20 protein-coding genes and 2 pseudogenes are annotated in these 25429 nt (G+C 41.0%); 11 read left to right on the top strand and 11 right to left on the bottom strand.

The genetic code is table 11. The features are described 5' to 3' along the window. The 11 genes and pseudogenes from QVO66_RS11440 to galK all read left to right on the top strand — a co-directional run. Positions 1 to 519, top strand: a pseudogene (locus tag QVO66_RS11440) (hypothetical protein); the annotation flags it as partial. A 168-nt stretch (positions 520 to 687) separates the two neighbouring features. After that, positions 688 to 1005 carry a hypothetical protein gene (locus QVO66_RS11435; protein ID WP_288172839.1) on the top strand — a complete coding sequence of 106 codons (318 nt, stop codon included), beginning with the start codon at positions 688 to 690 and terminating at the stop codon, positions 1003 to 1005. Between the two features lie 280 nt (positions 1006 to 1285). Then, entirely contained in the window at positions 1286 to 3394 is a 2109-nt protein-coding gene (locus QVO66_RS11430; protein ID WP_021855630.1) for an outer membrane beta-barrel protein, read from the top strand. Between the two features lie 30 nt (positions 3395 to 3424). Beyond that, on the top strand, positions 3425 to 5620 hold the full coding sequence (locus QVO66_RS11425; RefSeq protein ID WP_021855629.1) for a peptidase domain-containing ABC transporter: 2196 nt from the start codon (positions 3425 to 3427) through the stop codon (positions 5618 to 5620). A gap of 125 nt (positions 5621 to 5745) precedes the next feature. Next, positions 5746 to 5937, top strand: a complete 192-nt coding sequence (locus QVO66_RS11420; protein WP_021855628.1) for a hypothetical protein — start codon at positions 5746 to 5748, stop codon at positions 5935 to 5937. A gap of 633 nt (positions 5938 to 6570) precedes the next feature. Beyond that, positions 6571 to 8184: an ABC-F family ATP-binding cassette domain-containing protein gene (locus QVO66_RS11415; protein WP_021855627.1), complete on the top strand. Its 1614-nt coding sequence runs from the start codon at positions 6571 to 6573 to the stop codon at positions 8182 to 8184. A gap of 60 nt (positions 8185 to 8244) precedes the next feature. Further along, positions 8245 to 8898 carry a nucleotide exchange factor GrpE gene (locus QVO66_RS11410; RefSeq protein ID WP_021855626.1) on the top strand — a complete coding sequence of 218 codons (654 nt, stop codon included), beginning with the start codon at positions 8245 to 8247 and terminating at the stop codon, positions 8896 to 8898. A gap of 57 nt (positions 8899 to 8955) precedes the next feature. After that, entirely contained in the window at positions 8956 to 10128 is a 1173-nt protein-coding gene (gene dnaJ, locus QVO66_RS11405; RefSeq protein ID WP_021855625.1) for a molecular chaperone DnaJ, read from the top strand. A gap of 19 nt (positions 10129 to 10147) precedes the next feature. Further along, entirely contained in the window at positions 10148 to 11434 is a 1287-nt protein-coding gene (locus QVO66_RS11400; RefSeq protein ID WP_021855624.1) for a bifunctional folylpolyglutamate synthase/dihydrofolate synthase, read from the top strand. A 99-nt stretch (positions 11435 to 11533) separates the two neighbouring features. Continuing rightward, complete coding sequence (locus QVO66_RS11395; RefSeq protein ID WP_288172840.1) at positions 11534 to 12625, top strand: aldose epimerase family protein; 1092 nt, start codon at positions 11534 to 11536, stop codon at positions 12623 to 12625. A gap of 28 nt (positions 12626 to 12653) precedes the next feature. Then, positions 12654 to 13814: a galactokinase gene (gene galK, locus QVO66_RS11390; protein ID WP_021855622.1), complete on the top strand. Its 1161-nt coding sequence runs from the start codon at positions 12654 to 12656 to the stop codon at positions 13812 to 13814. Positions 13815 to 14108: 294 nt separating this feature from the next. Here the strand turns inward: galK and galE are convergent, their stop codons facing one another. From galE to QVO66_RS11335, 11 genes and pseudogenes are all read right to left on the bottom strand, one after another. After that, positions 14109 to 15149, bottom strand: coding sequence for a UDP-glucose 4-epimerase GalE (gene galE, locus QVO66_RS11385; protein WP_021855621.1), 1041 nt, complete (start codon positions 15147 to 15149; stop codon positions 14109 to 14111). A gap of 998 nt (positions 15150 to 16147) precedes the next feature. After that, positions 16148 to 16750, bottom strand: a complete 603-nt coding sequence (rsxA, locus tag QVO66_RS11380) for an electron transport complex subunit RsxA (RefSeq protein ID WP_021855620.1) — start codon at positions 16748 to 16750, stop codon at positions 16148 to 16150. A gap of 3 nt (positions 16751 to 16753) precedes the next feature. Then, complete coding sequence (gene rsxE / locus QVO66_RS11375) at positions 16754 to 17338, bottom strand: electron transport complex subunit RsxE (RefSeq protein WP_021855619.1); 585 nt, start codon at positions 17336 to 17338, stop codon at positions 16754 to 16756. 22 nt (positions 17339 to 17360) lie between these two features. Next, positions 17361 to 17984 carry an RnfABCDGE type electron transport complex subunit G gene (locus QVO66_RS11370; protein WP_021855618.1) on the bottom strand — a complete coding sequence of 208 codons (624 nt, stop codon included), beginning with the start codon at positions 17982 to 17984 and terminating at the stop codon, positions 17361 to 17363. Beyond that, positions 17981 to 18988, bottom strand: a complete 1008-nt coding sequence (locus QVO66_RS11365; protein WP_021855617.1) for an RnfABCDGE type electron transport complex subunit D — start codon at positions 18986 to 18988, stop codon at positions 17981 to 17983. The genes QVO66_RS11370 and QVO66_RS11365 overlap by 4 nt, the downstream gene beginning before the upstream one ends. 61 nt (positions 18989 to 19049) lie before the next feature. Continuing rightward, positions 19050 to 20402: an electron transport complex subunit RsxC gene (rsxC, locus tag QVO66_RS11360; protein WP_021855616.1), complete on the bottom strand. Its 1353-nt coding sequence runs from the start codon at positions 20400 to 20402 to the stop codon at positions 19050 to 19052. Next, positions 20399 to 21328 (bottom strand): Fe-S cluster domain-containing protein, encoded by a 930-nt coding sequence (locus QVO66_RS11355; RefSeq protein WP_021855615.1) that lies wholly within the window; start codon positions 21326 to 21328, stop codon positions 20399 to 20401. The genes rsxC and QVO66_RS11355 overlap by 4 nt, the downstream gene beginning before the upstream one ends. A 27-nt stretch (positions 21329 to 21355) precedes the next feature. Then, positions 21356 to 21808 (bottom strand): SoxR reducing system RseC family protein, encoded by a 453-nt coding sequence (locus tag QVO66_RS11350; protein WP_021855614.1) that lies wholly within the window; start codon positions 21806 to 21808, stop codon positions 21356 to 21358. A gap of 122 nt (positions 21809 to 21930) precedes the next feature. Next, on the bottom strand, positions 21931 to 22371 hold the full coding sequence (locus QVO66_RS11345; protein WP_021855613.1) for a hypothetical protein: 441 nt from the start codon (positions 22369 to 22371) through the stop codon (positions 21931 to 21933). Positions 22372 to 22376: 5 nt separating this feature from the next. Continuing rightward, positions 22377 to 23900: a glycoside hydrolase family 10 protein gene (locus tag QVO66_RS11340; protein WP_021855612.1), complete on the bottom strand. Its 1524-nt coding sequence runs from the start codon at positions 23898 to 23900 to the stop codon at positions 22377 to 22379. Positions 23901 to 24860: 960 nt separating this feature from the next. Next, positions 24861 to 25196: pseudogene (locus QVO66_RS11335) on the bottom strand (ISAon1 family transposase N-terminal region protein). Between the last annotated feature and the right edge of the window lie 233 nt (positions 25197 to 25429).

Genomic DNA, 25429 nt, shown 5'->3' with positions numbered 1-25429 from the left:
AAACGCAGGGCAAGAGTTGACGAGATAAAAGAATATAAGCGCAAAATAAATGAGCTTGAAATGAGCAAAGCAGAGCTCGAAAGTATTAACAACGGTCTGAATGTCGAAGTAAACAGGATGATTGAAGAAAAGACAAAAAAAATTGACATACTGAAGACCGAATATGAGAAAAACTTTAATAATGTAAAGGATAAAGACCTCTTTGAATGTGAGCCTATTGTAATTCAGATAAGATGGAAGGCTAGGAAGACCACTAAGCCTATGGACAAAGATGAGATAAGCAGGCTTAAAGAATTGTTCAAGGACTATAGACCTTTGAGCAACTGGGAAAACACACTTAACAATAACGAATATCTGATTTGTCTGCTTGTAAGACTCGACTTTGTGCCGGCAGAGATATGCATACTTACAGATTTGTCTTCATCTAACATATCCAACATACGTAAAAGACTTCTCGAAAAAATGACCGGCCGTGAGGGCTCGCCAAAAGATTTTGACAAATATATAAAGTCTTTATAATTAAGCACTTAGTCGCACCATAGTCCGTTGTTGTGAAAATTTTTTCACAACAACGGACTGCCTTTTTTCGCAGGTTTGTGAAAAACTTGTGAAAAATCAACCATTAAAATATTTGCAACCATTTTCCAAATTCTGTTACTTTGCGATTGAATTTAAAACCAAAATATTATGAAAAAATTACTATTAATAATGTTTGCCGTTATGGCATTTACAGCACAAACATCAGCACAATCTGTAGATATTCCGTCAATAGGCTTTTGTAGCAATACATTATATATATCCAATGGGACGAAAAATCCAAAGGATTTGCGGTTTAAAGCGTTAATAAACAACAAGGCTAATGTTCTGTCGGATATGCTATCCGACAGCATAAAATATAAGGATTTTCAATCCACTTACTTCCTATGTATAATTTATATGTATGAGTTTCGGATTGAAAATCCTTATATTCAATTCCGGCAGATTGCAAATCAGCCGGTACATTAGCCTTGTTGCTACATATCCAGTGGTACAGGCTGTCTGTACAATCTGTGTGCAAAACAGAATTGACCATGGATTCTGTAAAAATGCTTTAACCAAAGAAGAAGCCGACCCGCAGCTGCGTATGAGGCTGAAACTATTAACCGAGGATAATATATATTGCTAAAAATATAATTAGCACAAATGGCTGCCAAATAAATTGAAGCAAGTTAAATAATGTTAGGTAAATCACAAAACGGTGCTTGCCTGCGTACACAATACAGTTAAACCAAAAAAATTTAGATATATGAGAAACATCATCTTAATATTAACAGCGTTGCTGTCTCTTACGGCAAATGCGCATGCAACGGCAGAGGCTAACAAATCCGTGGCTGACTCAACGACAACAGACTCGATAAGCCGTGAAATGAGTATAGACAACATAACCGTGGTTACATCGAGGATTAGGCAGAAGGCCAATGGTTTCTCATTGAACTTGGCCAACAGCAAACTGGCCGACACATTCTCGATTGACCAGATGATGTCAATGCTACCATACATACAAGTTAATGATGGCAATGTTTCAATATACGGAAAAGAAGCAAGTGCTGTTTATATAGATGGTGTGAAAATAACAGATAAGGAACAACTAAAGGTTTTACGCCCAAATATGATAGAACGCATTGAGGTGGAATATTTCAATACAGGATCTGAAAGCGCAAGCAAACCCGGCGGCATAATGAGAATATGGCTGAAACACAGAGAAAAAGGCTATACGGTGGGCATTCAGGGAGGAACGCAGGCAAGGACAAAAACCGGAAGCGACGGATTCAATCTCGCTACATATCAGATGGCAAGCTTTGGAAGATTCACCCTTTTCAATGCCCTCAGCTACAGACGGGGACTGTCTGAGGAAAAATACAAGACGAACAAAATGGTGAACACTACGGCATCCGAGAGCAACGAGAGAGAGAGAGCCAACTCAAATACATGGATGGAATGGATGACTATATCCGCTGACATAGGACACGGCCAGCAGGTGGGCATATCAGCCAGCGCATCATACTATAAAGGAACAGCTACACTAGATGCCAGCAATACCGAAAGCAACGACGTAACGACAAATACATATCAGAGTGTGATGTGGGCACCGTCAAAAAACATTACGCTAAACGGTGTTGCCTTTTACAACTGGAACATAGACGACAGAGGCTCTAATCTGAATATTACCGCCGACTATCTGTGGTACAACAGTAAAAGAAAAAACAGTTTCAATACAATTACAGGAAACGGATTAATAACAGACTACTCACAAGATGCCGACAACTATACACGACTGCTGCGCATAAAGCCTGTATGGAAGAACGTACAAAATAACGGCAACATTCTATCGACCGGTCTCGACTACAATATGAACAACGTGGGTGAGGACGAGAGAATAAACAAGATAAGACAGAATGTCATGGGACATGAAGCCGCGGCTTTCGCATCATACGACGGAACATTAGGTCAGCTGTCGTATAACGCAAACATGCGAGTTCAGTACAACAGCATGAAAGTGGTTACCAACGGCTTTACAGACAAGAGAGACTATTGGAGCCTGTGCCCGTCGGCTGTTCTGAAATACTACCTTGACAAAAAGCAGAAATACAGCATAGCCCTGACATACAACAGAAACGTGTACGGAATACCGTATTCAGGAGTGAGCACTTATAGGGTGTATGACGGGGCTAACCACTACAGCATGGGAAATCCCGACATCGACATTCCGGCAAGCCAATGGATAAACATGGAGATTACACTCTTTAAGAGTCTGCATCTTAACTTTTCATACACAAAGAACGAGAAGAGCCTGTTCTACGAGGAGGAGACAGACCCGGACAATCCGAACACTACACGTTCCGTGCTGCAGAACAGCAAGAAGGACGACACGAAGCAGATTTCGCTGGAATGGAGAAGATATATTACGGATAACTTCTATGTAAAATTGGGCGGATATACATCATGGAGCTCTTTCAAAACAAATAGCTCTGAATACAAAGACCAGTTCAGCTGGTATGCTTATGCCAACTTCATGATATGGCTGAAAAACGGAATGTGCATAAACGTGTATGGCTACTACGATCCCTCAAAATATATATGGGAGATAAAGATGAACGACGTATGGTATGCTGCTGTAAGCGTGTCGAAGAGTTTCTTCAAGAAGAAACTGCAGATGAAGCTTACTGTCGCGCCATATAGCAAACCCCGCGTTCTTGATGTAATAAAAACAGATCTTTCATACAGACGAGAAACGAAAAACGACGGAACCTTCATAAAATTAGAGCTCTACTACACACTGTCAGGCGGTAATTTGAGACAGCGCAGACAAGCACAGAGCATACAGCAATATGAAGAGCAAAAAAACATCTATTGACGAATGAAATTCGTGTAAAGCCAATGCTCTATGAAAGACTTTAAAATATACCTTCAGCACGACGCGATGCAGTGCGGCACAGCATGCCTGCGCATGATATGCAGTCACTACGGGGCAGACTACAGCTTCGACAGTCTGTCGAAGCTGTGCTTCGCCACGTCAGAAGGCGTATCGCTGCTGGGCATAAGCGAGGCGGCCGAAAAGCTGGGACTGCATACGGTATGCGGACGTGTCAGCCTCGACAATCTGGCAGAAGCTCCGCTGCCGTGCATACTGCACTGGAACCAGAACCACTTTGTGGTGCTGTATAAGGTCGACGTAAAGAAACAGAAGTTTTATGTTGCCGACCCCGGCAAAGGCTTTGCAATATGCAGGAAGAAAGACATGGAGAAGCACTGGGTGAGCACACGTTCGGGCGGAGAAGACAAGGGCGTGGCAATGTTTATAGAAACCACTCCTGCCTTTTATGACAACAAGCGGGGCAATAGCCACGGCGAAAGCCGCTCGTTCCGCTTTCTGTTCGGATACATAAAGAAGTACAGAAAATATTTCGGACAGATTATAGCCGGACTGCTCTTAGGCTGCGTGCTGCAGCTCGTGCTTCCGTTCCTCACACAGGCCATTGTCGATGTGGGAATAAAGAGCCGCGACATCGGATTCGTGTGGCTCGTGCTCCTGGGACAGCTCATGCTGACGCTGAGCCGCACGGCACTCGACTTTATACGCCGCTGGCTGCTGCTGCACATAAGCATGCGCGTGAACATATCGCTCGTGAGCGACTTCTTCATCAAGCTGCTGCGGCTGCCCATGTCGTTTTTTGACACAAAGCTTACAGGCGACCTGCTGCAGCGCATGAACGACCACGCGCGCGTAAACAGCTTTCTGACTGGTCAGACGCTTAGCGTAATGTTCTCAATGCTGAGCCTCGTGGTGTTCGGCATAGTGCTGCTAACATACAACGTGGTGATATTTATAATATTCGCCGCCGGCAGCGCACTGTATGCCCTATGGATAGCCATGTTCCTGAAAAGGCGCAAGGTGCTCGACTATGAGCTGTTTGAGCAGCAGGCAATAAACAGCAACAAGACTTACGAGTTTATAACGTCAATGCAGGAAATAAAGCTGCAGGACTGCCGGCAGCGGCGCCGCTGGGAATGGGAGGACACACAGGCCGACCTCTTCGGCGTGCAGATGAAGAGCCTGAAGCTGCAGCAGACACAGGAGGCGGGAAGCATATTCATAAACGAGCTGAAGAACATAATAATAACGGTGGTGTCGGCAACGGCGGTGATCAACGGGGAGCTTACGCTCGGCATGATGCTCGCGGTGCAGTATATAATAGGTCAGCTCAACAGTCCCGTAGACCAGCTGATGGGATTTCTCTACTCGCTGCAGGACGTGAAGATAAGCCTTGAGCGCATAAACGAGATTCACCGCGCTGACGACGAAAACGCCAAAGATCACGTAATGCGGCCCGCAGACATGACACACGACATAAGGCTCGACGGCATAAGCTTCAGATACGACCCTCACTCGCCATCAAAGACCATAGACGGGGTGAGCCTTTACATACCCGAAGGCAAGGTTACGGCAATAGTAGGCGCGTCGGGCAGCGGAAAGACAACGCTCGTGAAACTAATGCTGGGCTACTATCCCGTGGAGGCAGGACAGATAACCGCAGGAGGCACAGACCTGGCAAAGACAGACCTCGACTGGTGGAGACGGCAGTGCGGAGTGGTGATGCAGGACGGAGTGATATTCTCAGAATCAATAGCGCGCAACATTGCCGTTGACGACGGCGACATTGACAAGGAACGGATGGTAAAGGCGGCAGAGATAGCCTGTATAAAAGACTACGTGATGAGCCTTCCGCTGAAGTTCGACACAAAGATAGGACGCGACGGCATGGGACTGAGCCAGGGACAGAAGCAGCGCATACTGATAGCAAGGGCGGTGTATAAGAATCCTCACTACATATTTCTGGACGAGGCAACCAACTCGCTCGACGCCAACAACGAACGTGCCATAGTTGAAAACCTGAGCCGCTTCTACAAAGGGCGCACGGTGGTGATAGTGGCGCACAGGCTGAGCACGGTAAGACATGCCGACAACATAGTGGTGATAGACGGCGGGCACGTGGCAGAGACAGGCACTCACGAGCAACTCACCGGGAAGCGCGGAATGTACTACCAACTGGTAAAGAACCAGCTTGAACTCGGCAACTGAGCCTCAGCCGCCGCAGCACGACAGCCGCCGGCAACCGGCAAGGCGCATACACAACCACGGACACACGACGCCGGCACAACAGACGGCAACATATAAAAGAAAGAAAGAAAGAAAGGAAACGGAGCATGGACGAAAAAGACAACATAGAACTAAGAAGCGAGAAGGTGCGCAACATAATAGGCGGCGTGCCGCCGCGACTGGTGAGAGCCGGAACGGTTGTTATTATAACAATATGCGTGGCTCTCGCCCTTGCCGCATGGCTGATAAAGATTGACGGAACGCCCGTATGGCGCATGATTTTCTTCAGCAGGATGTGAACGACAGACACAAGAACAAGCCATACCGACAGCACAAACGGGCATCAGAAAAATGCAAGAAGAATATGCAAGAAGACGATTCGTGCTGTATATAAAATAAACAAAACTTTTGTTACAAGCCTTTGATAATGTTTCCCGCAGGCGCTACATGAGTTTAACTCCAATCTGGTGTTATTATCCGGTCGGGATTTTTGCTTAATATTGAGCATATTTTCGTTAGATTTTTGCAGACATAACGGACAGTATCAAGAAAAAGACGGGAAAAGACGACAACAGAAACAAAAAGACGGGCTGAAAGCAGGAATGCACAAAATAGACTATGTGCGGTCTAATGACAGATTGGGGTTTAAGATGTAACATGGACATCGACAAACTTAATGTGGCGTCTGCCACAACATTGTAATTCAGCATGCAGACACTATCATACAAAAGTGAAAGAACATAACATACAACAGCACGACAAGCAGATACCGACAAATGACTAAAGCTATTAATAGTCAGCCATTTAAAGCCCAAACAGCAAGTTTTCTGCCGTTTACACGAAATGTTTACAAAGCCTTTTATCTTAAATTTGGAATATCAGATAAAAAGTTGTAATTTTGCAGCCAAAATATAATACAAGGTAAAATAGGAATGATAACAGTCACAAATCTTGCAATTCAGTTTGGAAAGAGAGTACTTTACAAGGATGTAAACATCAAGTTCACAAACGGCAACATCTATGGCGTGATCGGCGCCAACGGTGCAGGCAAATCAACTCTGCTTAAAGCCATAAGCGGAGAACTTGAGCCAAACAAAGGAAGCGTTGAGCTTGGCCCTGGAGAGCGTCTCTCCGTATTGGATCAGGATCACTTTAAATATGATGAGTACAGCGTGATGGACACTGTGCTTATGGGACATCAGCCGTTATGGCAGAACATGAAAGAGCGTGAAGCCCTCTACATGAAAGAAGACTTCAACGACGAAGACGGCAACAAGGTGGCAGAGCTTGAAGAAAAGTTTGCCGAGATGGGCGGATGGAATGCCGAAAGCGATGCAGCGCAAATGCTGTCGAACCTCGGAATCAAAGAGAATCTGCACAGCAAGCAGATGAGCGAGTTGTCTAACAACGAGAAGGTACGCGTAATGTTGGCCAAGGCCCTGTTCGGTAATCCTGACAACCTGCTGCTCGACGAGCCTACCAACGACCTTGACCTCGACACAGTTCAGTGGCTGGAGGAATATCTCAGCAACGTTGAACAGACTGTATTGGTGGTAAGCCACGACCGTCACTTCCTTGATGCTGTAAGTACACAGACCGTAGACATCGACTTCGGCAAAGTAACAGTGTTCGCAGGTAACTACTCGTTCTGGTACGAAAGTTCACAGCTGGCACTGCGTCAGGCTCAGAACCAGCGCCAGAAAGCAGAAGAGAAGAAGAAAGAACTTGAAGAGTTCATCCGCCGTTTCTCTGCCAACGTGGCAAAGAGTAAGCAGACAACAAGCCGCAAGAAGATGCTTGCAAAACTTAACATCGCAGAAATCCGTCCTTCATCACGTAAGTATCCGGGAATTATATTCCAGATGGAGCGTGAGCCGGGCAACCAGATTCTTGAAGTAGAAGGTCTGAAGGCTGTTGACGCAGACGGAACTGTGCTTTTCGACAATGTAAACTTCAACATAGAAAAGGGTCAGAAAGTTGTGTTCCTGAGTCACAACCCGAAAGCCATGACAGCCTTGTTTGAAATAATAAACGGCAACAGACAGGCTGACGCCGGAACATATAAATGGGGTGTAACAATAACAACAGCCTATCTCCCACTCGACAACACCGAGTTTTTCAACAGCGACATGAACCTCGTTGAATGGCTTGGACAGTTTGGCACCGGCAACGAAGTGATGATGAAAGGATATCTTGGCCGAATGCTGTTCAGCGGAGAGGAAGTGATGAAGAAAGTAAACGTGTTGAGCGGTGGTGAGAAGATGCGCTGTATGATAGCACGTATGCAGCTCAAGAACGCCAACTGCCTTATCCTTGACACGCCAACCAACCACCTTGACCTTGAAAGCATCCAGGCTTTCAACAACAACCTGGTAGGATTCAAAGGCAACATCCTGTTCAGCAGCCACGACCATGAGTTCATCCAGACAGTGGCAGACCGCATAATAGAGCTTACTCCTAAAGGAACGATCGACAAGCTCATGCAGTATGACGACTATATTTACGATGAACAGCTGAAAGAACAGCGTGCCAAAATGTACGAATAAATGTCAGCAACTTGGTTTGGCAAGATTTTTGCTGCACGTACTACAAAAAGTTTTAACATCATGGACAAGAAAGAAAAAATTAATATAGATGATGAACAAGTAAAGGCATCATCAGAAAGCGCTGCAGAAAAAGAAAAAGAATCTGAAAAGGCAGAAAACCAGGATAATACTGCTACTGAAGAGGCTGAAGAAAAACAAGACACTGAGGCTGAAGAAAACGCTGCCGACACAGATAAAGAAAATGAAGAAAAAGAGGAAGAAAAAGATCCTCTGGCAGAAGCTCTCAAAGAGATAGAGATTCTCAAGGATAAATATCTTCGCTCTGTAGCTGAATTCGACAACTATAGGAAAAGGACTCTGAAAGAAAAGACCGAACTGATACTGAACGGATCAGAAAAGGCTGTTCAGGCTTTTCTGCCTATAATTGACGATATGGAACGCGCCATCGAAAATGCCGAGAAGACTGATGACATTGAAGTCATAAGAGAAGGCATGAAACTGATTCACCAAAAGACCAACAAAACGATGGAAAGTCTTGGCGTGAAAGAAATAAAGACAGAAGATGCGGACTTTGACACAGACTATCATGAGGCTGTGGCAATGGTTCCCGGAATGGGCGATGATAAAAAAGGAAAAGTCTTAGACTGTGTCCAAAAGGGATATACTCTCAACGACAAAGTTATAAGACATGCAAAAGTTGCTGTAGGGCAATAACTTTACGGGCATGTTTGTAACAAAAGTTTTTGGACAATAAACATCTAACATTTAACAATGGCAAAAAGAGATTATTATGAGGTGCTTGGCGTGAGCAAAGACGCCTCTGAAGACGAAATAAAAAAGGCATATAGAAAAATTGCCATAAAATATCATCCCGACCGTAATCCTGGAAACAAGGAAGCTGAGGAAAAATTCAAAGAAGCAGCCGAGGCATATGACGTATTGCATGACCCGCAGAAGAGACAGCAATATGATCAGTTTGGATTTAACGGTCCTGCCGGCGGCGGAGGCTTTGGCGGTTTCAGCAGTGCGGGCGGTTTCAGTATGGATGATATATTCAGCATGTTTGGCGATGTGTTCGGCGGACGTGGAGGATTCGGCGGCTTTGGCGGAGGCGGATTCGGCGGAGGCCAGCATCGTCCTGCTCAGCAACGCGGTTCGGATTTACGTCTGAAAGTAAAACTCACATTGCAGGAAATATCAACAGGCGTTACCAAGAAATTCAAAGTAAAGCGTGATGTTACATGTAACCACTGCCACGGAACAGGTGCTGAAGACGGAAGCGCAAGAGAGACCTGTCCGACATGTCATGGCAGCGGCGTGGTGACACGCACCACTCAAAGCCTGTTCGGCATGATGCAGACTCAAAGCGTATGTCCTACATGCGGCGGTGAAGGTACAGTTATAAAGAACAAGTGCCACGCTTGCGGCGGAACTGGTGTTGTAAAGGGTGAAGAAGTTGTTGAAATCAACATTCCTGCCGGTGTCTCTGAAGGCATGATAGTAAATGTACCAGGAAAAGGCAATGCAGGAAGACACAACGGAACACCAGGAAACATACAGGTATATATAGAAGAAGAGCCGAACGACACGTTTATCCGTGACGATAACGACATTATATATAACCTTCTTCTTGACTTCCCTACCGCAGCTCTTGGTGGAAGCGTTGAAATTCCGACAATTGACGGAAGCCGCGTAAGAGTAAAGATTGAGCCGGGAACTCAACCCGGAAAGGCTCTGCGACTCAGAAACAAAGGTCTGCCGGCAGTTCAAGGATATGGCAGAGGCAATGGCGACATGGTTGTAAACATCAGCGTTTACGTACCGAAGACACTTAGCCAGAAAGAAAAGAAGGCTCTGGAAGAGATGCGCGAGAGCGATAACTTTAAAGGTGACTCAGCTACAAAACGCACCATATTCCAGAAATTCAGAAATTACTTCAGTTAACAACTGACTGTTTCAGAAAATGACATACGAAGAAACAATTGAATATCTATACAACAGCGTCCCTATGTTTCAAAAAGTGGGCGCTGTTGCTTATAAAGAGGGGTTGCATAATACGCTCGAACTTGACAGACATTTTGGTCACCCCCACCAAAACTTCAAGACAATCCATATAGCCGGAACAAACGGAAAAGGCTCATGCTCTCACACGATAGCCTCAATATTGCAGTCTGCCGGATATAAGGTCGGCTTGTATACATCGCCGCATCTCAAGGATTTTCGCGAGCGTATAAGGGTAAACGGAGAATGTGTCAGCAAAGAATATGTAATAGATTTTGTAGAGAACGAAAGACATTTCTTTGAGTCTCTACACCCGAGTTTCTTTGAACTGACAACAGCTATGGCATTTAAATACTTTGCAGAGCAAGGCGTTGATATAGCTGTTATCGAAGTGGGACTGGGCGGAAGGCTTGACTGCACAAACATTATAACGCCTATACTCTCTATAATAACCAATATTAGCTTTGACCATACACAATTCTTGGGCAATACGCTCGAAGCCATTGCGAGAGAAAAAGCCGGAATAATAAAAGAAGGCATACCGGTTGTGGTTGGTGAAACGACAGAAGAAACTCTACCCGTATTCTGTGACACTGCTAAACAAAAACACAGCAAAATATACCTCGCCGAAAAGGAAAAAGAAATTATCAGTTCTAAAGCATTGGCAGACGGAGGCATCGAATACGAAACAATTAGCCTGGGCAATATAAAAGGTGAACTTGGAGGAATATACCAAGAGAAAAACACTAATACCATACTCTGTGCTGTTAAAGTATTGGCCGAAAGTGGCATTAATATAAGCAGGGCAAATATAAAGGAGGGTATCGGACACGTTTCTGAACTGACAGGCCTGCAAGGACGCTGGCAAAAGATTATGGACACCCCAAAAGTTGTATGCGACACAGGGCACAATGTCGGAGGATGGAAATATATCAGCAAGCAGCTCAATATGCAGCAATGCCGTAAAATGAGAATTGTTTTCGGAATGGTTGATGACAAGGACATTCAAACTGTGATGAGTCTTCTTCCACAAAAGGCAATATATTATTTTACTCATGCAAATACCAAAAGGGCAATTGATGAAAACAAAATTAAAGAAATAAGCGAAAGCCTTAATCTTGAGGCAACATGCTATCCCGACGTGGCCACTGCATACAATAAAGCATTGGCAGAAGCAGATAAAGATGACTTTATCTTCGTTGGCGGAAGTAGCTATATTGTAGCCGACTTTCTTAATGATTGCCTTTAACGGTTTTTAATAACAATATGAGATATTTTTAGGTGTTTCATTTGTGTTTCTCAACTTTTTTAGTTTACTTTGCATAGAATTTATTAACTAAAAAGTAATATTATGGACACAAATGAAACACCAAACCTCTGTGGTTTGAAAAGAGAGGATTTTCAAACCACAATTGACGGAAAAAATACAGATCTATTTATTCTAAAGAACAAATCAGGAAACGAAGTTGCAATAACTAACTACGGAGGTGCTATAGTTGCAATTATGATGCCCGACAAAAATGGTAATTACGCAAACGTAATACAAGGGCATGATAATATACAAGATGTAATCAACAGTCCGGAACCTTATCTTTCTACATTAATCGGAAGATATGGCAACAGAATATGCAAAGGTAAGTTTCAGTTAAACGGTAAAGAATATCAATTAGCTATAAACAATGGTCCAAACTCTTTGCATGGAGGACTGAAAGGATTCAATGCCAAAGTGTGGGATGCACTTAGAATGAACGATGAAACTCTTATTCTTAACTACGTTTCATCATACGGTGAAGAGGGCTACACCGGAGAAATGAAAATAACTGTAGCATACATATTCAATGACGACAATGAACTTATCATTGAATACATGGCAACAACAAACAAAAAGACAATAATAAACCTGACAAGTCACGGATTCTTCAGTCTTGCAGGAATAGCAAACCCGACCCCGACTATCGACAATCTTATTTGCGAAATTAATGCAGACTACTACCTGCCAATAGACGAGACGTGTATTCCTACAGGTGAAATAAGATTTGTAAAAGACACTCCTTTCGATTTCCGTAAGCCTAAAACTGTAGGACAGGACATTGATGCCGACAACGAGCAGATAAAGAATGGCGCAGGATATGACCATTGCTTTGTACTGAACAAAAAAGAAGAAGGCGAACTCAGTTTTGCTGCACGCATCAAAGAACCTATAAGCGGCAGAACAATGGAAGTGTATACCACAGAACCGGGAATGCAAGTATATACCGACAATTGGGCTGACGGATACAAAGGACAACACGGGGCCACATTCCCAAGAAGAAGCGCAATATGTTTTGAAGCTCAACATTTCCCAGACACACCAAACCATCCTTATTTCCCTTCTGTAATATTAAAACCAGAAAATCAATATAAACAAAAAACAATATATAAATTTGGTGTAGAAAAATAATATTAACCTATAATAAAAAGAACACGACATGGACATAGAATTTGTAAGAAGCCGGTTCATCAAGCATTTTGATGGAAAAACAGGCAATGTATATGCATCACCCGGAAGAATCAACCTTATAGGAGAACATACAGACTATAACGGCGGATTTGTTTTCCCCGGAGCTATAGACAAGGGCATAATGTGCGAAATCCGCCCCAACGGAACAGATACAGTAATGGCTTACGCCATTGACTTGAAAGACCGCGTTGAATTTAATGTAAACGATCCTGAAGGCCCCAAAACAAGTTGGGCACGCTATATTTACGGCATTGTACAAGAGATGAAAAAAAGAGGGGTTGACGTAAAAGGCTTCAACACAGCATTTGCCGGTGACGTTCCTCTCGGTGCAGGCATGTCATCGTCTGCAGCAATGGAAAGCTGCTTTGCATTTGCCCTCAATGATTTGTTTGGTGACAATAAAGTAGAAAAATGGGATCTGGTTCTTGCCGGCCAGGCAACAGAACATAATTTCTGTGGTGTAAACTGCGGAATAATGGATCAGTTTGCAAGCGTATTCGGCAAAGAGGGCAAACTCATGCGCCTTGACTGCAGAAGCCGCGAATTTGAATACTTCCCATTTGATCCGAAAGGATACAAGCTTGTTCTGCTCGACTCTGTTGTAAAGCATGAGCTGGCATCTTCTGCTTACAACGACAGACGCAAGAGTTGCGAAAACGTTGTTGCGGCTTTGAAGAACAAATATCCTGATAGAAAGATTGAAACACTACGCGACGCAGACTGGGACATGCTCGACTCTGTTAAATCTGAAGTCAGCGACGAGGATATAAAGAGAGCAACATTTGTTCTTGGCGAGAAAGACAGAGTGCTCGCTGTTTGTGATGCCTTGACAAAAGGCGACTATGAAACAGTTGGCAAAAAAATGTATGAGACCCACGAGGGCTTAAGCAAAGACTATGAAGTTTCTTGTGAAGAAATAGACTTCCTGGTTGAAATTGCAAAAGCACATGGTGTTACCGGTTGCCGAATAATGGGCGGCGGTTTTGGCGGATGCACAATAAATCTGGTAAAAGAAGAACTTTATGATTCTTTTGTAAATGATGCTAAAGAAAAATACAACGAGAAATATGGCAGAGAGCCAAAAGTTTATGACGTTGTAATTAAAGACGGATCACATAAAGTATGCTAAAATAATCTTTTCAGATAATTTTATGCTCAAAATGAACTTTCAGTCCTTGCCATAAATTGCAAACAGACGGCTGAAAGTTCATTTTTATTATAATAAAATGTTATAAACCTGACTTGCAAATTATAGCAAAAGGAAACAATAAATAAACTCCTAATTTTTATTGTAATTTACACGATAAAAATTCAAAAAGACTACAGAATAAAAATAACCAATTTAGTATAAAAAATTATCTGCCCATAAAATATTTTTTTACAGGCAGATATAAATATAATATACGTTTATTGCTAATGTCAATTATTGAACTCCGTCTTCCCTAAGCTTCAACTGCCATTTCCAGGCAGAACGCAGAGTCTCCTCTAAGCCGGTCTCAGCTTTCCACCCCAAGACATTGTTAGCTTTAGCCGGATCAGCCCAAACTTTCTCTATATCCCCCTCACGACGAGGCGCATATTCCCAATTAACCTTAACACCTGTAGCCTTTTCAAATCCTTCAACAACTTCAAGAGTACTTACGCCTTTACCTGTACCTATATTGAATATCTCAACGGCATCCGTAGAAGGATTATCAAGCACTCTCTCCATTGCCTTAACATGTGCCTTTGCAAGATCTACTACATAGATGTAATCACGAATACATGTTCCGTCAGGAGTATTATAGTCGTTGCCAAAAATCTTTAACTGTCCTCTGATGCCAATAGCCGTCTGTGTCACAAAAGGAATAAGATTCATTGGAACGCCATTTGGCAATTCGCCAATAAGAGCTGAAGGATGTGCTCCTATAGGATTAAAGTATCTCAAAATAACAGACTTAACAGGTGCTCCGCTATGAATGAAATCCTGAATTATTTCCTCATTAATCTGCTTTGTGTTGCCATAAGGACTCAAGGCCTTCTGTATAGGAGCTTCTTCTGTTACAGGCAGATTCTCCGGCGAAGGCTGACCATATACCGTGCAACTTGAAGAAAAGATAAGTCCCTTTACATTGTGTGCAGGCATTAATTCAAGCAAATTAAGCAAACTTGTTATATTATTTCTATAATACAGCAACGGCTTCTGCACACTTTCACCAACGGCTTTACTTGCAGCAAAATGTATTATTCCGCTAATATCTCCATATTTAGAAAAGACCTTATCCATTGCAGCTAAGTCACAACAGTCAACTTGCTCAAAAGCCGGACGAATACCTGTGATTTTTTCTATTCCGTCAACCACTTCCGGCTTAGAATTAGACAAATTATCAACTATTACCACATTATATCCGGCCTGCTGCAACTCTACTGTGGTATGAGAACCGATAAATCCAGTACCTCCTGTTACTAAAATTGTATGTTTCATCTTTTTAAAATAAGAATTAACAAATTACCTATACTAAACCCTATGTATGGGCTTATGTTTTTTAGATATATATAAACAAATAACTGAAGACAAAGTTATATTATTTTTCGCTGTATAGATAACATTTGATTATTTTTAACTCAAATAAATTTATCCGTCACTATATCATACATCCATTATTTGACAACTCAAAATTTACATTGGAAATTTGACTATTCACACACATTTTCAGACAACACCGCTTACGCCTCTATAAAGACATATGAAAACGGCATATATCTCCATGAGACAATAATGCTCAACTTTAAATATTCATTTTCAGCAACAGAATAAAAACATAAAAGATTGTCTGAAAATAGTAAAAGATAAACAATGCTTTAAGAACGCATACTAATTGCAGCCTATCTTATTTGCAAGATTAGCCATAAAAAACCATTGATTTTCATATCATAATCGGGTCACTTTTGTATTAAAAACGACCCATTTACGATACAAAAACAATAGGTTAATGATTTGAAACATACATATGCCCTTTCAATTACACTTTCATCAAAACTAATTACACAAAAGAGAAAATACAAACATTATCTACTCCTTTTACTTTCACTTTTCGTCTTTCAAAATTCACATAAACTTCTACTTGCTGAAAATTTGACTTAAAGTGACCGCCATTCAATGCTTTTACCTACCCTGTAAATACATTCAACCAATTCTACCATATAAGAAGTATGAATCGATGACTTTTGTATGTTTTCTAAACATAACGAACAATACCTAGAAATAACTACCCTCAGAGTCTCAAAAAGGAAAGTTACGGCAAAATACTAAAGATTGATTAAGGATTACACACTACCCCATGCCATCATCAAAATATCCTCAATTTAACCGATGAAACAAACACACATAAAGAATACTAATAAAAGTGGCAAGGAAAGACTCGTGATTGTCTTTTCTTGCCACCAAACAGACATGCGTTAATATTCTGATTATACAAGATATTAATCTAAACCAAACAAAGTCCTTAAGCCTGTATCTACTCCTGAGAATCCCAAGAAAGCCAAACTTAAAAGACCTGCCGTAACAAGTACAATGGCCATGCCTCGCATACCTTTAGGGATATTCACCATTGACAGCTGCTCTCGTATTCCAGCAAATACGACCAATGCCAAAGCAAATCCCAACGCCGTAGAAAATGCATAAACAACGCTCTGTATCAACGAAAAGTCTTTCTGGATAACAAGAATAGCCACACCCAACACAGCACAGTTAGTGGTGATAAGAGGCAAGAAGATACCCAACGCCTGATAAAGAGCAGGAGAAACTTTCTTAAGGATAATCTCAACCATCTGTACTAAGGCTGCGATAACCAATATAAAGGTTATTGTCTGTAGATATTGCAAGCCAAATGGGTCAAGCAAATATATCTGCACCAGATAAGTTACAATCGTTGCAAGCGTAAGCACAAAAGCAACAGCCGCTCCCATTCCAAGTGAAGTGGATACCTTTTGAGACACGCCAAGGAACGGACATATTCCCAAGAACTGTGACAACACGATGTTGTTCACAAATATTGCTGATATAAAAATCAATAAATATTCCATAATTTACGCTTTCTTAAATCTGTTTACAATTGCAATAAGATATCCCAAAGTTATAAATGCTCCAGGAGGCAGAATGAAAAGAAGCATGTTGCTTGTCTCCGGCAGCAGCACGATTCCAAAGATAGAACCGGCTCCAAGAATTTCGCGTACAGCGCCAAGCAATGTAAGCGCAATACTGAATCCAAGACCCATACCTAAACCATCGAACAAACTTTCTACAGGTCCATGGCTGCAAGCAAAAGCTTCAGCACGTCCAAGTATGATACAGTTAACAACAATCAAAGGTATATAAAGACCCAAAGTAGCGTAAATCGTCGGAACAAAAGCTTGCATTATCATCTGAAGTATAGTTACAAACGATGCAATCACAACAATAAACACCGGAATGCGAACCATATCTGGAGTCAGATTCTTTATCAAAGATATTACCAGGTTTGAGCATATAAGCACAAACATTGTGGCTAATCCCATTGACAGACCATTTATAGCAGATGTCGTGGTTGCCAATGTAGGACACATACCAAGAAGAAGTACGAAGGTAGGATTCTCCTTGACTATACCATTTGTTAATATTTTTAAGTAATTCATAATTATCTACATTTAAATACAATTATTTTTCATAATGCCCTGTAGCCGATGTATTAGCATCTACATGGCCTGACTTATAGGCGTTGTAAGCCTGGGTAACAGCAAGCAGGAAAGCACGGCTGGTAATGGTCGAAGCTGTGATAGCATCTATATCACCTCCGTCTTTTTTCACAGTAAGGTTGTCTTTATTTGGATTCTTGCCTATGATGCTTCCCTTACCATCCTTTTGGAACCACTTGTCTGCTTTAGCTCCCAGTCCTGGGGTTTCTGCATGTTGAAGTATAGTATATCCTAAGATATTACCGTCTTTATCAAAACCAACCAATACTTTCAGGTCGCCGCCAAAACCACCGGTGGTACTTTCAACTGCTACTCCTAAATCTTGTTTATTTGAATCAACTGTCTTATGAATTACAAATACAGCTTCCTTGCCTTTTATAGTCTGCTTTATAGTGTCGTTTTCTGCTACTGAAAGCTGAACGCCACCCATAACGGCTTTAATACCATCAGCAAGAGTTTTCTCTGCCTGAAGTTTTATCGGTGCCTCTGTTATATGGTTTACATACGCAAGAATTCCGCCTGTAATAAGTGCCACACCAACAAGGACAAGCACCATATTTGTTATTGACGATTCTAACTTTTTCATTTTTTATCCTCCTTTACAATTTCTCCAAAACGCTTTGGTTTAACATATGCATTTATTAGCGGAGTGAACGCATTCATAATCAGAATTGCGAAAGACATTCCTTCCGGATATGAACCCCAATTTCTGATTATAACAGTCAAAGCACCGATAGCTATACCATAGATAATCTGTCCTTTATGAGTCATTGGAGATGTCACATAATCAGTAGCCATAAATATTGCTCCAAGCATAAGTCCTCCAGTTAGCAATTCTGCAACGGGGTTAGCATAAATAGGATTGGCAACATGCAACAAGCCACAGAAAACAAAAACCGTAGCCAAGATGCTTACAGGTATATGCCATGTTATGATTTTCTTCCAAAGCATATAGATCAGACCTATGATAAGGGCCAAGGCACAGATCTCGCCTATGGTTCCGGCTCCATGATTTATACCGGGATTACCCAAAAGCAGTGAAACTGAATCAGGAAGTCTGTCAAGTACAGTCGGATCGCCTGATTTTATTGCTTCTTTCATTATACTCAAAGGAGTTGCTCCTGTTTGGGCGTCAACATAACTTGTAAGCTGACCGGCAACAGGCCACGATGTCATCTGTGCCGGGAAAGACACCAACAAGAAACAACGGCCGACCAAAGCCGGATTGAAAGGATTACATCCTAATCCGCCAAATGTCATCTTGCCGATACCAATAGCCACTAAGGCACCAATAATAATTATCCAAACCGGAAGGTTAGACGGAAGGTTGAATCCCAACAACAGACCTGTTAGAATTGCCGATCCGTCAGTTAGCGTAGGCTCTTTTTTCATTATATATTTAGTGATGGCCCACTCAAAGAACATACAGGCTGCCACACTAGATGCACATACAACAACCGAACCTATTCCGAAATACAAAAATGATACCAGCAATGCGGGTAACAATGCTATTATCACGCCATACATATTGCGCTCAACGCTATCTGTTCCATGCGCATGTGGCGATAATGATACTATTAATTTGCTCATCGTTTTAAATTAATTTTTGCCATTATTCATCTAAATGAAAATACAATCAGATAAAATGGATTTATTTTTTTGCGCTGCGGGCTCTGATTATGCCCATAACTGTAGTCTTGCCCAAACGTATATTATCAAGCATAGGACGGTGAGCAGGACATGTAAACTGACATGAACCGCACTCAATACAAGACGTTACACCGGCAGCCTCTACTTTCTCCCAATCATGCTTAGCACTAGCAGTAGCAAGAAGATACGGCTCAAGCCCCATGGGACATGCACTTACACACTTTGCACATCTGATACAAGGCTGAGGAGCTTTGCGCTTAGCGTCATTTCCACTAAGTATCGTAACACTATTAGTTCCTTTACAGATAGGCACTTCAACTGAAGTAAGGGCTTTTCCCATCATTGGTCCTCCAGCCAACAGTTTATTGTCGCCTTCAGGCATTCCTCCACACTCATTAATTAGATCAATCATTGGAGTACCCATACGCACAAGGAAGTTAGCCGGATGAGCCAGTTTCTTACCCGTAACGGTTGTATATCTTTCAAATAAAGGCTTGTTTTTCATTACTGCCTGATATACAGCATAAGCCGTACCTACATTCTGCACAATTGCTCCTACATTAACAGGAATTGCAGGAGGTGCAGGAACCTGGCGACGAATAACTGCATCAACAAGCTGCTTTTCTCCGCCTTGAGGATATTTCTTTGCCAACGGAACAATTTCTATGTTCGGATTTGAAGCCGTCTTTTGTTCAAACAATTCAATAGCTTTTGGCTTGTTTTCCTCAATACCGATATAGCCTTTATCAACCTTTGCAGCTTTCATAAGCAAATCAAGTCCCACAAGAATCTCATCTGCATGCTCCATCATAAGCCTGTAGTCAGATGTTATATAAGGCTCACACTCCACTCCGTTCAGGATAACACATTCAGCTTTAGCTGTAGGAGGAGGACATAATTTTATAAATGTAGGGAAACCGGCTCCACCCATACCTGTAACTCCGGCTTTCTTAATACGCTCAACAATCTCTTCAGGCGTAAGCTCCGGATGAGCTGAAAGAAGTTCCAACTTATCAGAACGGTCAATACTTTCTTCCCATTCATCACCTTCAACCTTAATAATAATTGAAGGTTTACGGTAACCCGTTGCATCTATGGCACTTTCAACCTTCAGCACTGTTCCTGATACAGAAGAAAAAATCGGAGCTGAAACGAAGCCTCCGGCTTCAGCAATTAAAGTTCCCACCTTAACCTTATCACCTTTCTTTACGACAGGTTTTGCCGGTGCACCAATATGCTGTGACAAAGGGAATATGGCCTGCTGAGGCAATTTTGCTACAGTGGTAACGACCTCTGATGACAATTTATTTTCCTCCGGATGTATACCGCCTATTCTAAATGTTCTCAATTTCATTCCTTTATCTCCTTCTGTTTTGATTCTACACTAGGGTTAACTTTTTCTGAAGAAGCTACACTTTCCACATTCTGTCCAGATGCTTCTGTACGTACTTTAGGAGCAGGGAAATTCACTGCAACAATGGCATGTGTAGGACATGCTTCAACACACTTGCGGCACAAGCGGCATTTTTCAGGGTCAATATAAGAAAGATTATTTTCTATTTTTATTGCATCAAACTTACATTCCTTTTCGCATTTGCCACAACCGATACATGCAGCCTTACATGTCTTCATGGCAATAGCGCCCTTATCCTTGTTTACACAACGGACATATACGCGGCGATTCTTTATTCCCTTTTTACGAAGCTCAATAATATTACGAGGACAAGCTTTTACGCAGGCTCCACATGAAGTACATTTTTCCTCATCAACTTCAGGAAGTCCTGTTTCCTGATTCATTGCAATTGCACCAAAAGCGCAAGCATTGACGCAATCGCCACAGCCCAGGCAACCATATCCGCAGCCAGTCTCTCCCGCACCGCAAGAATTTACAGCCGTACATGTTTTTAAGCCATCATAAACTGCAATACGAGGACGCAACTCGCACGTTCCGTTACAACGGACAACTGCAACCTTAGGCTCTGTGTTTGCAACAGCCATACCTAATAAATCAGCAACTTGCCCCATAACATCGGAACCGCCAACAGGACAGAATAGTCCGTCAATAGAGCCTGCATCTGCTCCCTTAACTAATGCACTAGCCATACCGGAACATCCCGGATAACCACATCCTCCGCAATTAGCTCCTGGCAAAATGGCAGACACCTGCCCTATGCGGGGATCTTCATGAACAGCAAACTTCTTAGAGCACACGTACAATATCACAGCTGATATTAACGCAATACCACCAAGTACAATTACTGCAATTAAAATAAAATTCATAAGTTTTGTATTTGTTTTAGTTAGTAATTATAATTTCAACCCATTATCGCCGAATGTATTTACACTCAACGGATCAATATGAAACGACAATTTAACTCGTATTTTCTCTCTCATATAGTATAGTATAAGATAATAAGGTATGAGCGAACATAAACTGAACAACGCCGCAGAAACCTCACTTTGTGTAATAACAAAAGCAATGGCCAGAACAGCAACAAGTATAATCAAAGGAATCACAGAACTCAACAAAACTGCAAAAAAGCCCGTACGCTGAGATGCAATAACTATAACATTGTCACCAGTTTTCAAACCATAGTGATTATCACAATATACATCAACCACCTTCTCTTTGCTTTCAGAAGCGTTGCAATTACCGGACATCTTACACGACGAGCATGCTGATGTCTGGGTTATACGTACTTTTATCAATCCGACATCAACAGTATCGACAACCCCTAAATGCCTTATTTCATTTTTCATGTTTTTACCTATAATTTGCAAACTCGAGTTTGCAAATGCAAAAATAATACTATATTTTCAAACAGCAAACAAAAATGAAGATTTTCTGCAAAAAGGGAAAAGTGTAAAAGAAGTCGACTAACCTATTCTTTTAACAGGTTATCAAGAAATCTATTCAAATCGTCATCAAGACCATTCATCAAATCACCTCCAATGATTCTTATATCACTGTCGACAAGATACAGCTCTGCAAAATGTTCTCTGTCATCATTTTCCAAAATAAAACTATATGGCTTCAGTATCGACAAGCAATCAACAACATCACCCATCTGTTTAAGAACATCACGCAATACACCTGCTATATTTATATAAAAATCCTGTTCTTTACAATTAATCCATTGATCAACAACACAACGAGTGATTTCATTGTCATTATCATCAAAAGCAAGAAGCTCACCGGTATCCTGAGAAACACTCAAATGAATATCCGTCATTATAACCGGTTCTTCTGTACTCGGGAATTTTTGAGAAACTTTATTAAAGAACCTCTTTAACTGAACTATTGTTGATTCTGTTGTTTTCATCTTATTTAATATCTTATTGATTTCTTACGCGGTTTACTTTCATTACTCAATCTATCTAAAGCAGTCACAACATAATAGTGCTTTTCACCAGGCTTAATCGCACTAGCCGGTATTTTATAGAACTCGTCAGAAGTTATTGCAACTATTTTTGAAGGATCATCAATATTTATTTTTTCACCTTTAACAAATTTGTATACGACATACTTTACGGCCTTGTTTGACCAATCTTTGCCTTTAGGAGCCTTCCAGAACAGTACAATTCCGTCCTCAAATGCCAGAAACTTCATCTTTCTGACTTTTTTAGGTGCCTTTCCGTCTATATATTTCATCTGCGGAACGAGCGCAGGATACTTCCAATATACATTTTTCAACATTGAGCCATAATTGCCAACATTATCCGTTACCGCCTTGGCATACCACAGAACCGTACCTTGCACATTATTCATTTCCCAATGAAGTTTTTGCTTGGCAGGCATTTGATTTATACTTCTATTTACCAAATCCGGACATTTTACGGTACGTATTACATCCTCTCCAATATATAGATGTCTTTTCCCTGCATATTTATTCCACCACTTGATTAAAGTCTCATAATCAGCTGCTTTATGTCCTATTTCCCAATAGAGCTGCGGCACACAATAATCTACCCATCCATTATTAACCCACATTAATATATCAGCATACAGATCATCATAATTCTGAAGTCCGGATGTCTTACTTCCTATCAACGGGTCACTCTTTTTATTTCTATATATACCAAACGGAGATATACCAAACTTTACCCATGGTTTGGTTTCATGAATAGCTTCATAAAGTTGTTTAATAAAGACATTAACATTATCACGTCTCCAATCATTTTTATTTTTAATGCCGTTATTGTATTTTGCAAACTCAGCATCATCCCGTATGGTTTGCCCAGGAGCAGGATAAGGGTAAAAGTAATCATCTATATGCAATCCGTCAACATCATATCTGCTTACAATATCTTTAACGACATCCACTATATAATCTCTTGCTTCAGGAATACCCGGATTGAGTATCATCTGGCCATCATAGGCAAAAGCTAGTTCAGGATGTTTTATGGCTATATGAGTTGAGGCAAGTTGATTCGTTGTTTTTGTCTTTGCTCTAAAGGGATTAATCCAGGCATGAAGTTCCATGCCACGCTTATGGCACTGATCTATCATCCAGTTCAAAGGATCCCAAAATGGATACGGTGCTTTACCTTGCACACCGGTAAGAAAACGACTCCAAGGCTCGTACTTACTTACATACAAAGCATCGCATTCTGGCCTAACCTGAAATATAATAGCATTAACCCCACATTCTTTCAATCTGTCAAGTTGAGAGGTCAAAGTATCTTGCATCTGTTTTGTACTCATACCCATAAACTGACCGTTCACACATTGTATCCATGCGCCTCTAAAATCACGTTTATTAGAATACTGTGCAAAAACAGATACTGTGGCTGATAACAATACTATTAAAGTTAAAAATAACCTTCTATAACTTATTACATTTTTTTTCATATGGCCAAAATTACAGTTTTTGGTTCATAAAAACAAATATATATTACTAAAAAGTTCAAAGAAAGTATTTTTAAACTATAAGAAAACGACTGAATTTTATCCGATTTTCCCGCCAAAGACTTAAAATAGGTTAATTTTAATAATGTGTGGGCACACAGAAATATTACATCAAAATAATAAAAGATTTTTCTTGGATAATATAAAAAAAGTGGTTATATTTGCAACTGTTATCCTGAAAACAATCTTTTTACCTTAAAAAACTAATACCTATTGAAGATATAGAGCGATTGCTTGTGAAAGCCATCGCTTTATTTTTTATATATTTATCACAAATAATAAATATTACAATGAGCGACAAGTACTAAACGTAAAAAATTATTATGCAAAATTTATCATCCCTCCGTATTTTGATTATTACAAACTAAAGAAATAGTTGAAACAGCACAAACATACCGCCTTATACTACTCCCTTGAAATAATTGCTATAAAACTTTTAGTAAATATAAGAAATATATTAAAATCACCAGGCTTTACAACAAAATAATGCCACTGAGGCTTAGATCTGTCGTAGATAAGACGAATTGTTAAAGAATACAATAAAGCACAGGATATTCGTGAAAAACTCAAAATAGACAAAGATCTATTTTGTGCTTTCATGCTTTCAGCCGCCTTTTTGTTTTCTATTGGCGACTTTTTGCCAGCTTCTTCCTGACTTAACCTGCTATGCCTGCGAAAAATCTAAGGAAAATCCGCTCAATATAAAGCAAGAATCCGACCGAATCCTCATACCCGATTCGGGGTTAAGTCAACTTGATTCAGACACACTCGATGAAACACTACCCAAAAACGCTTAATTATTCTTTGCACTGCTTTTCAAACGTATGTGCATTTATGTGGTAGAATGTCTCAAGTGTACGGCAAGTCACCTGGGATGTCTCCATATATCTCTTTAAAAAAAGTCTAGAACTCCTTGGGGTAACGGGTGCCCTGGCTGGGCACATCAAGCGTAATTGGGAGACAGAACCTCTTGCCAGTACGTATATCTATCCATCCATCTGCAACGACGTATAATTAAAACAACATTATTGCACGAATTGGGAAATCTGTAACATGGACAGGATTCATAAAACCTTTTGACCCGAAATATACATATTCAGATAAATGAAGATTCATTAACTCGTCAAGATGAATACGAATCTCACTAAAGGGCTGTTCTACACTTACTATATTAAAATAATCCAGTATTTCTGAAGGCAGCACGATACGCGCAAGAACTTCCAATTGATTTGTTTCAATAAAGCAAAGGTCGGAATTTATATGGAATTAATAAAATAAATATACACTAAATTTCTACTGTCCCTTTTTAATTGCTTATCAGACTCACTTTTTTTAAACAGTATTATATCGGATGAACCTTATAATATACTTGCCACCAACACATAATTAAAAACCCTCATTCGATATACACATCACAAAGATAGCCTAATAAGATCTAAAATAACGGATTCCATTACTTATCATTCCCATCC

Source organism: Prevotella sp. CAG:255 (genome assembly GCF_000431195.1).
GTDB classification, from domain to species: Bacteria; Bacteroidota; Bacteroidia; order Bacteroidales; family Bacteroidaceae; genus Prevotella; species Prevotella rara.
Note: the sequence above shows the minus strand (reverse complement) of the source record. Positions and strands in the feature narration are given on the sequence as shown.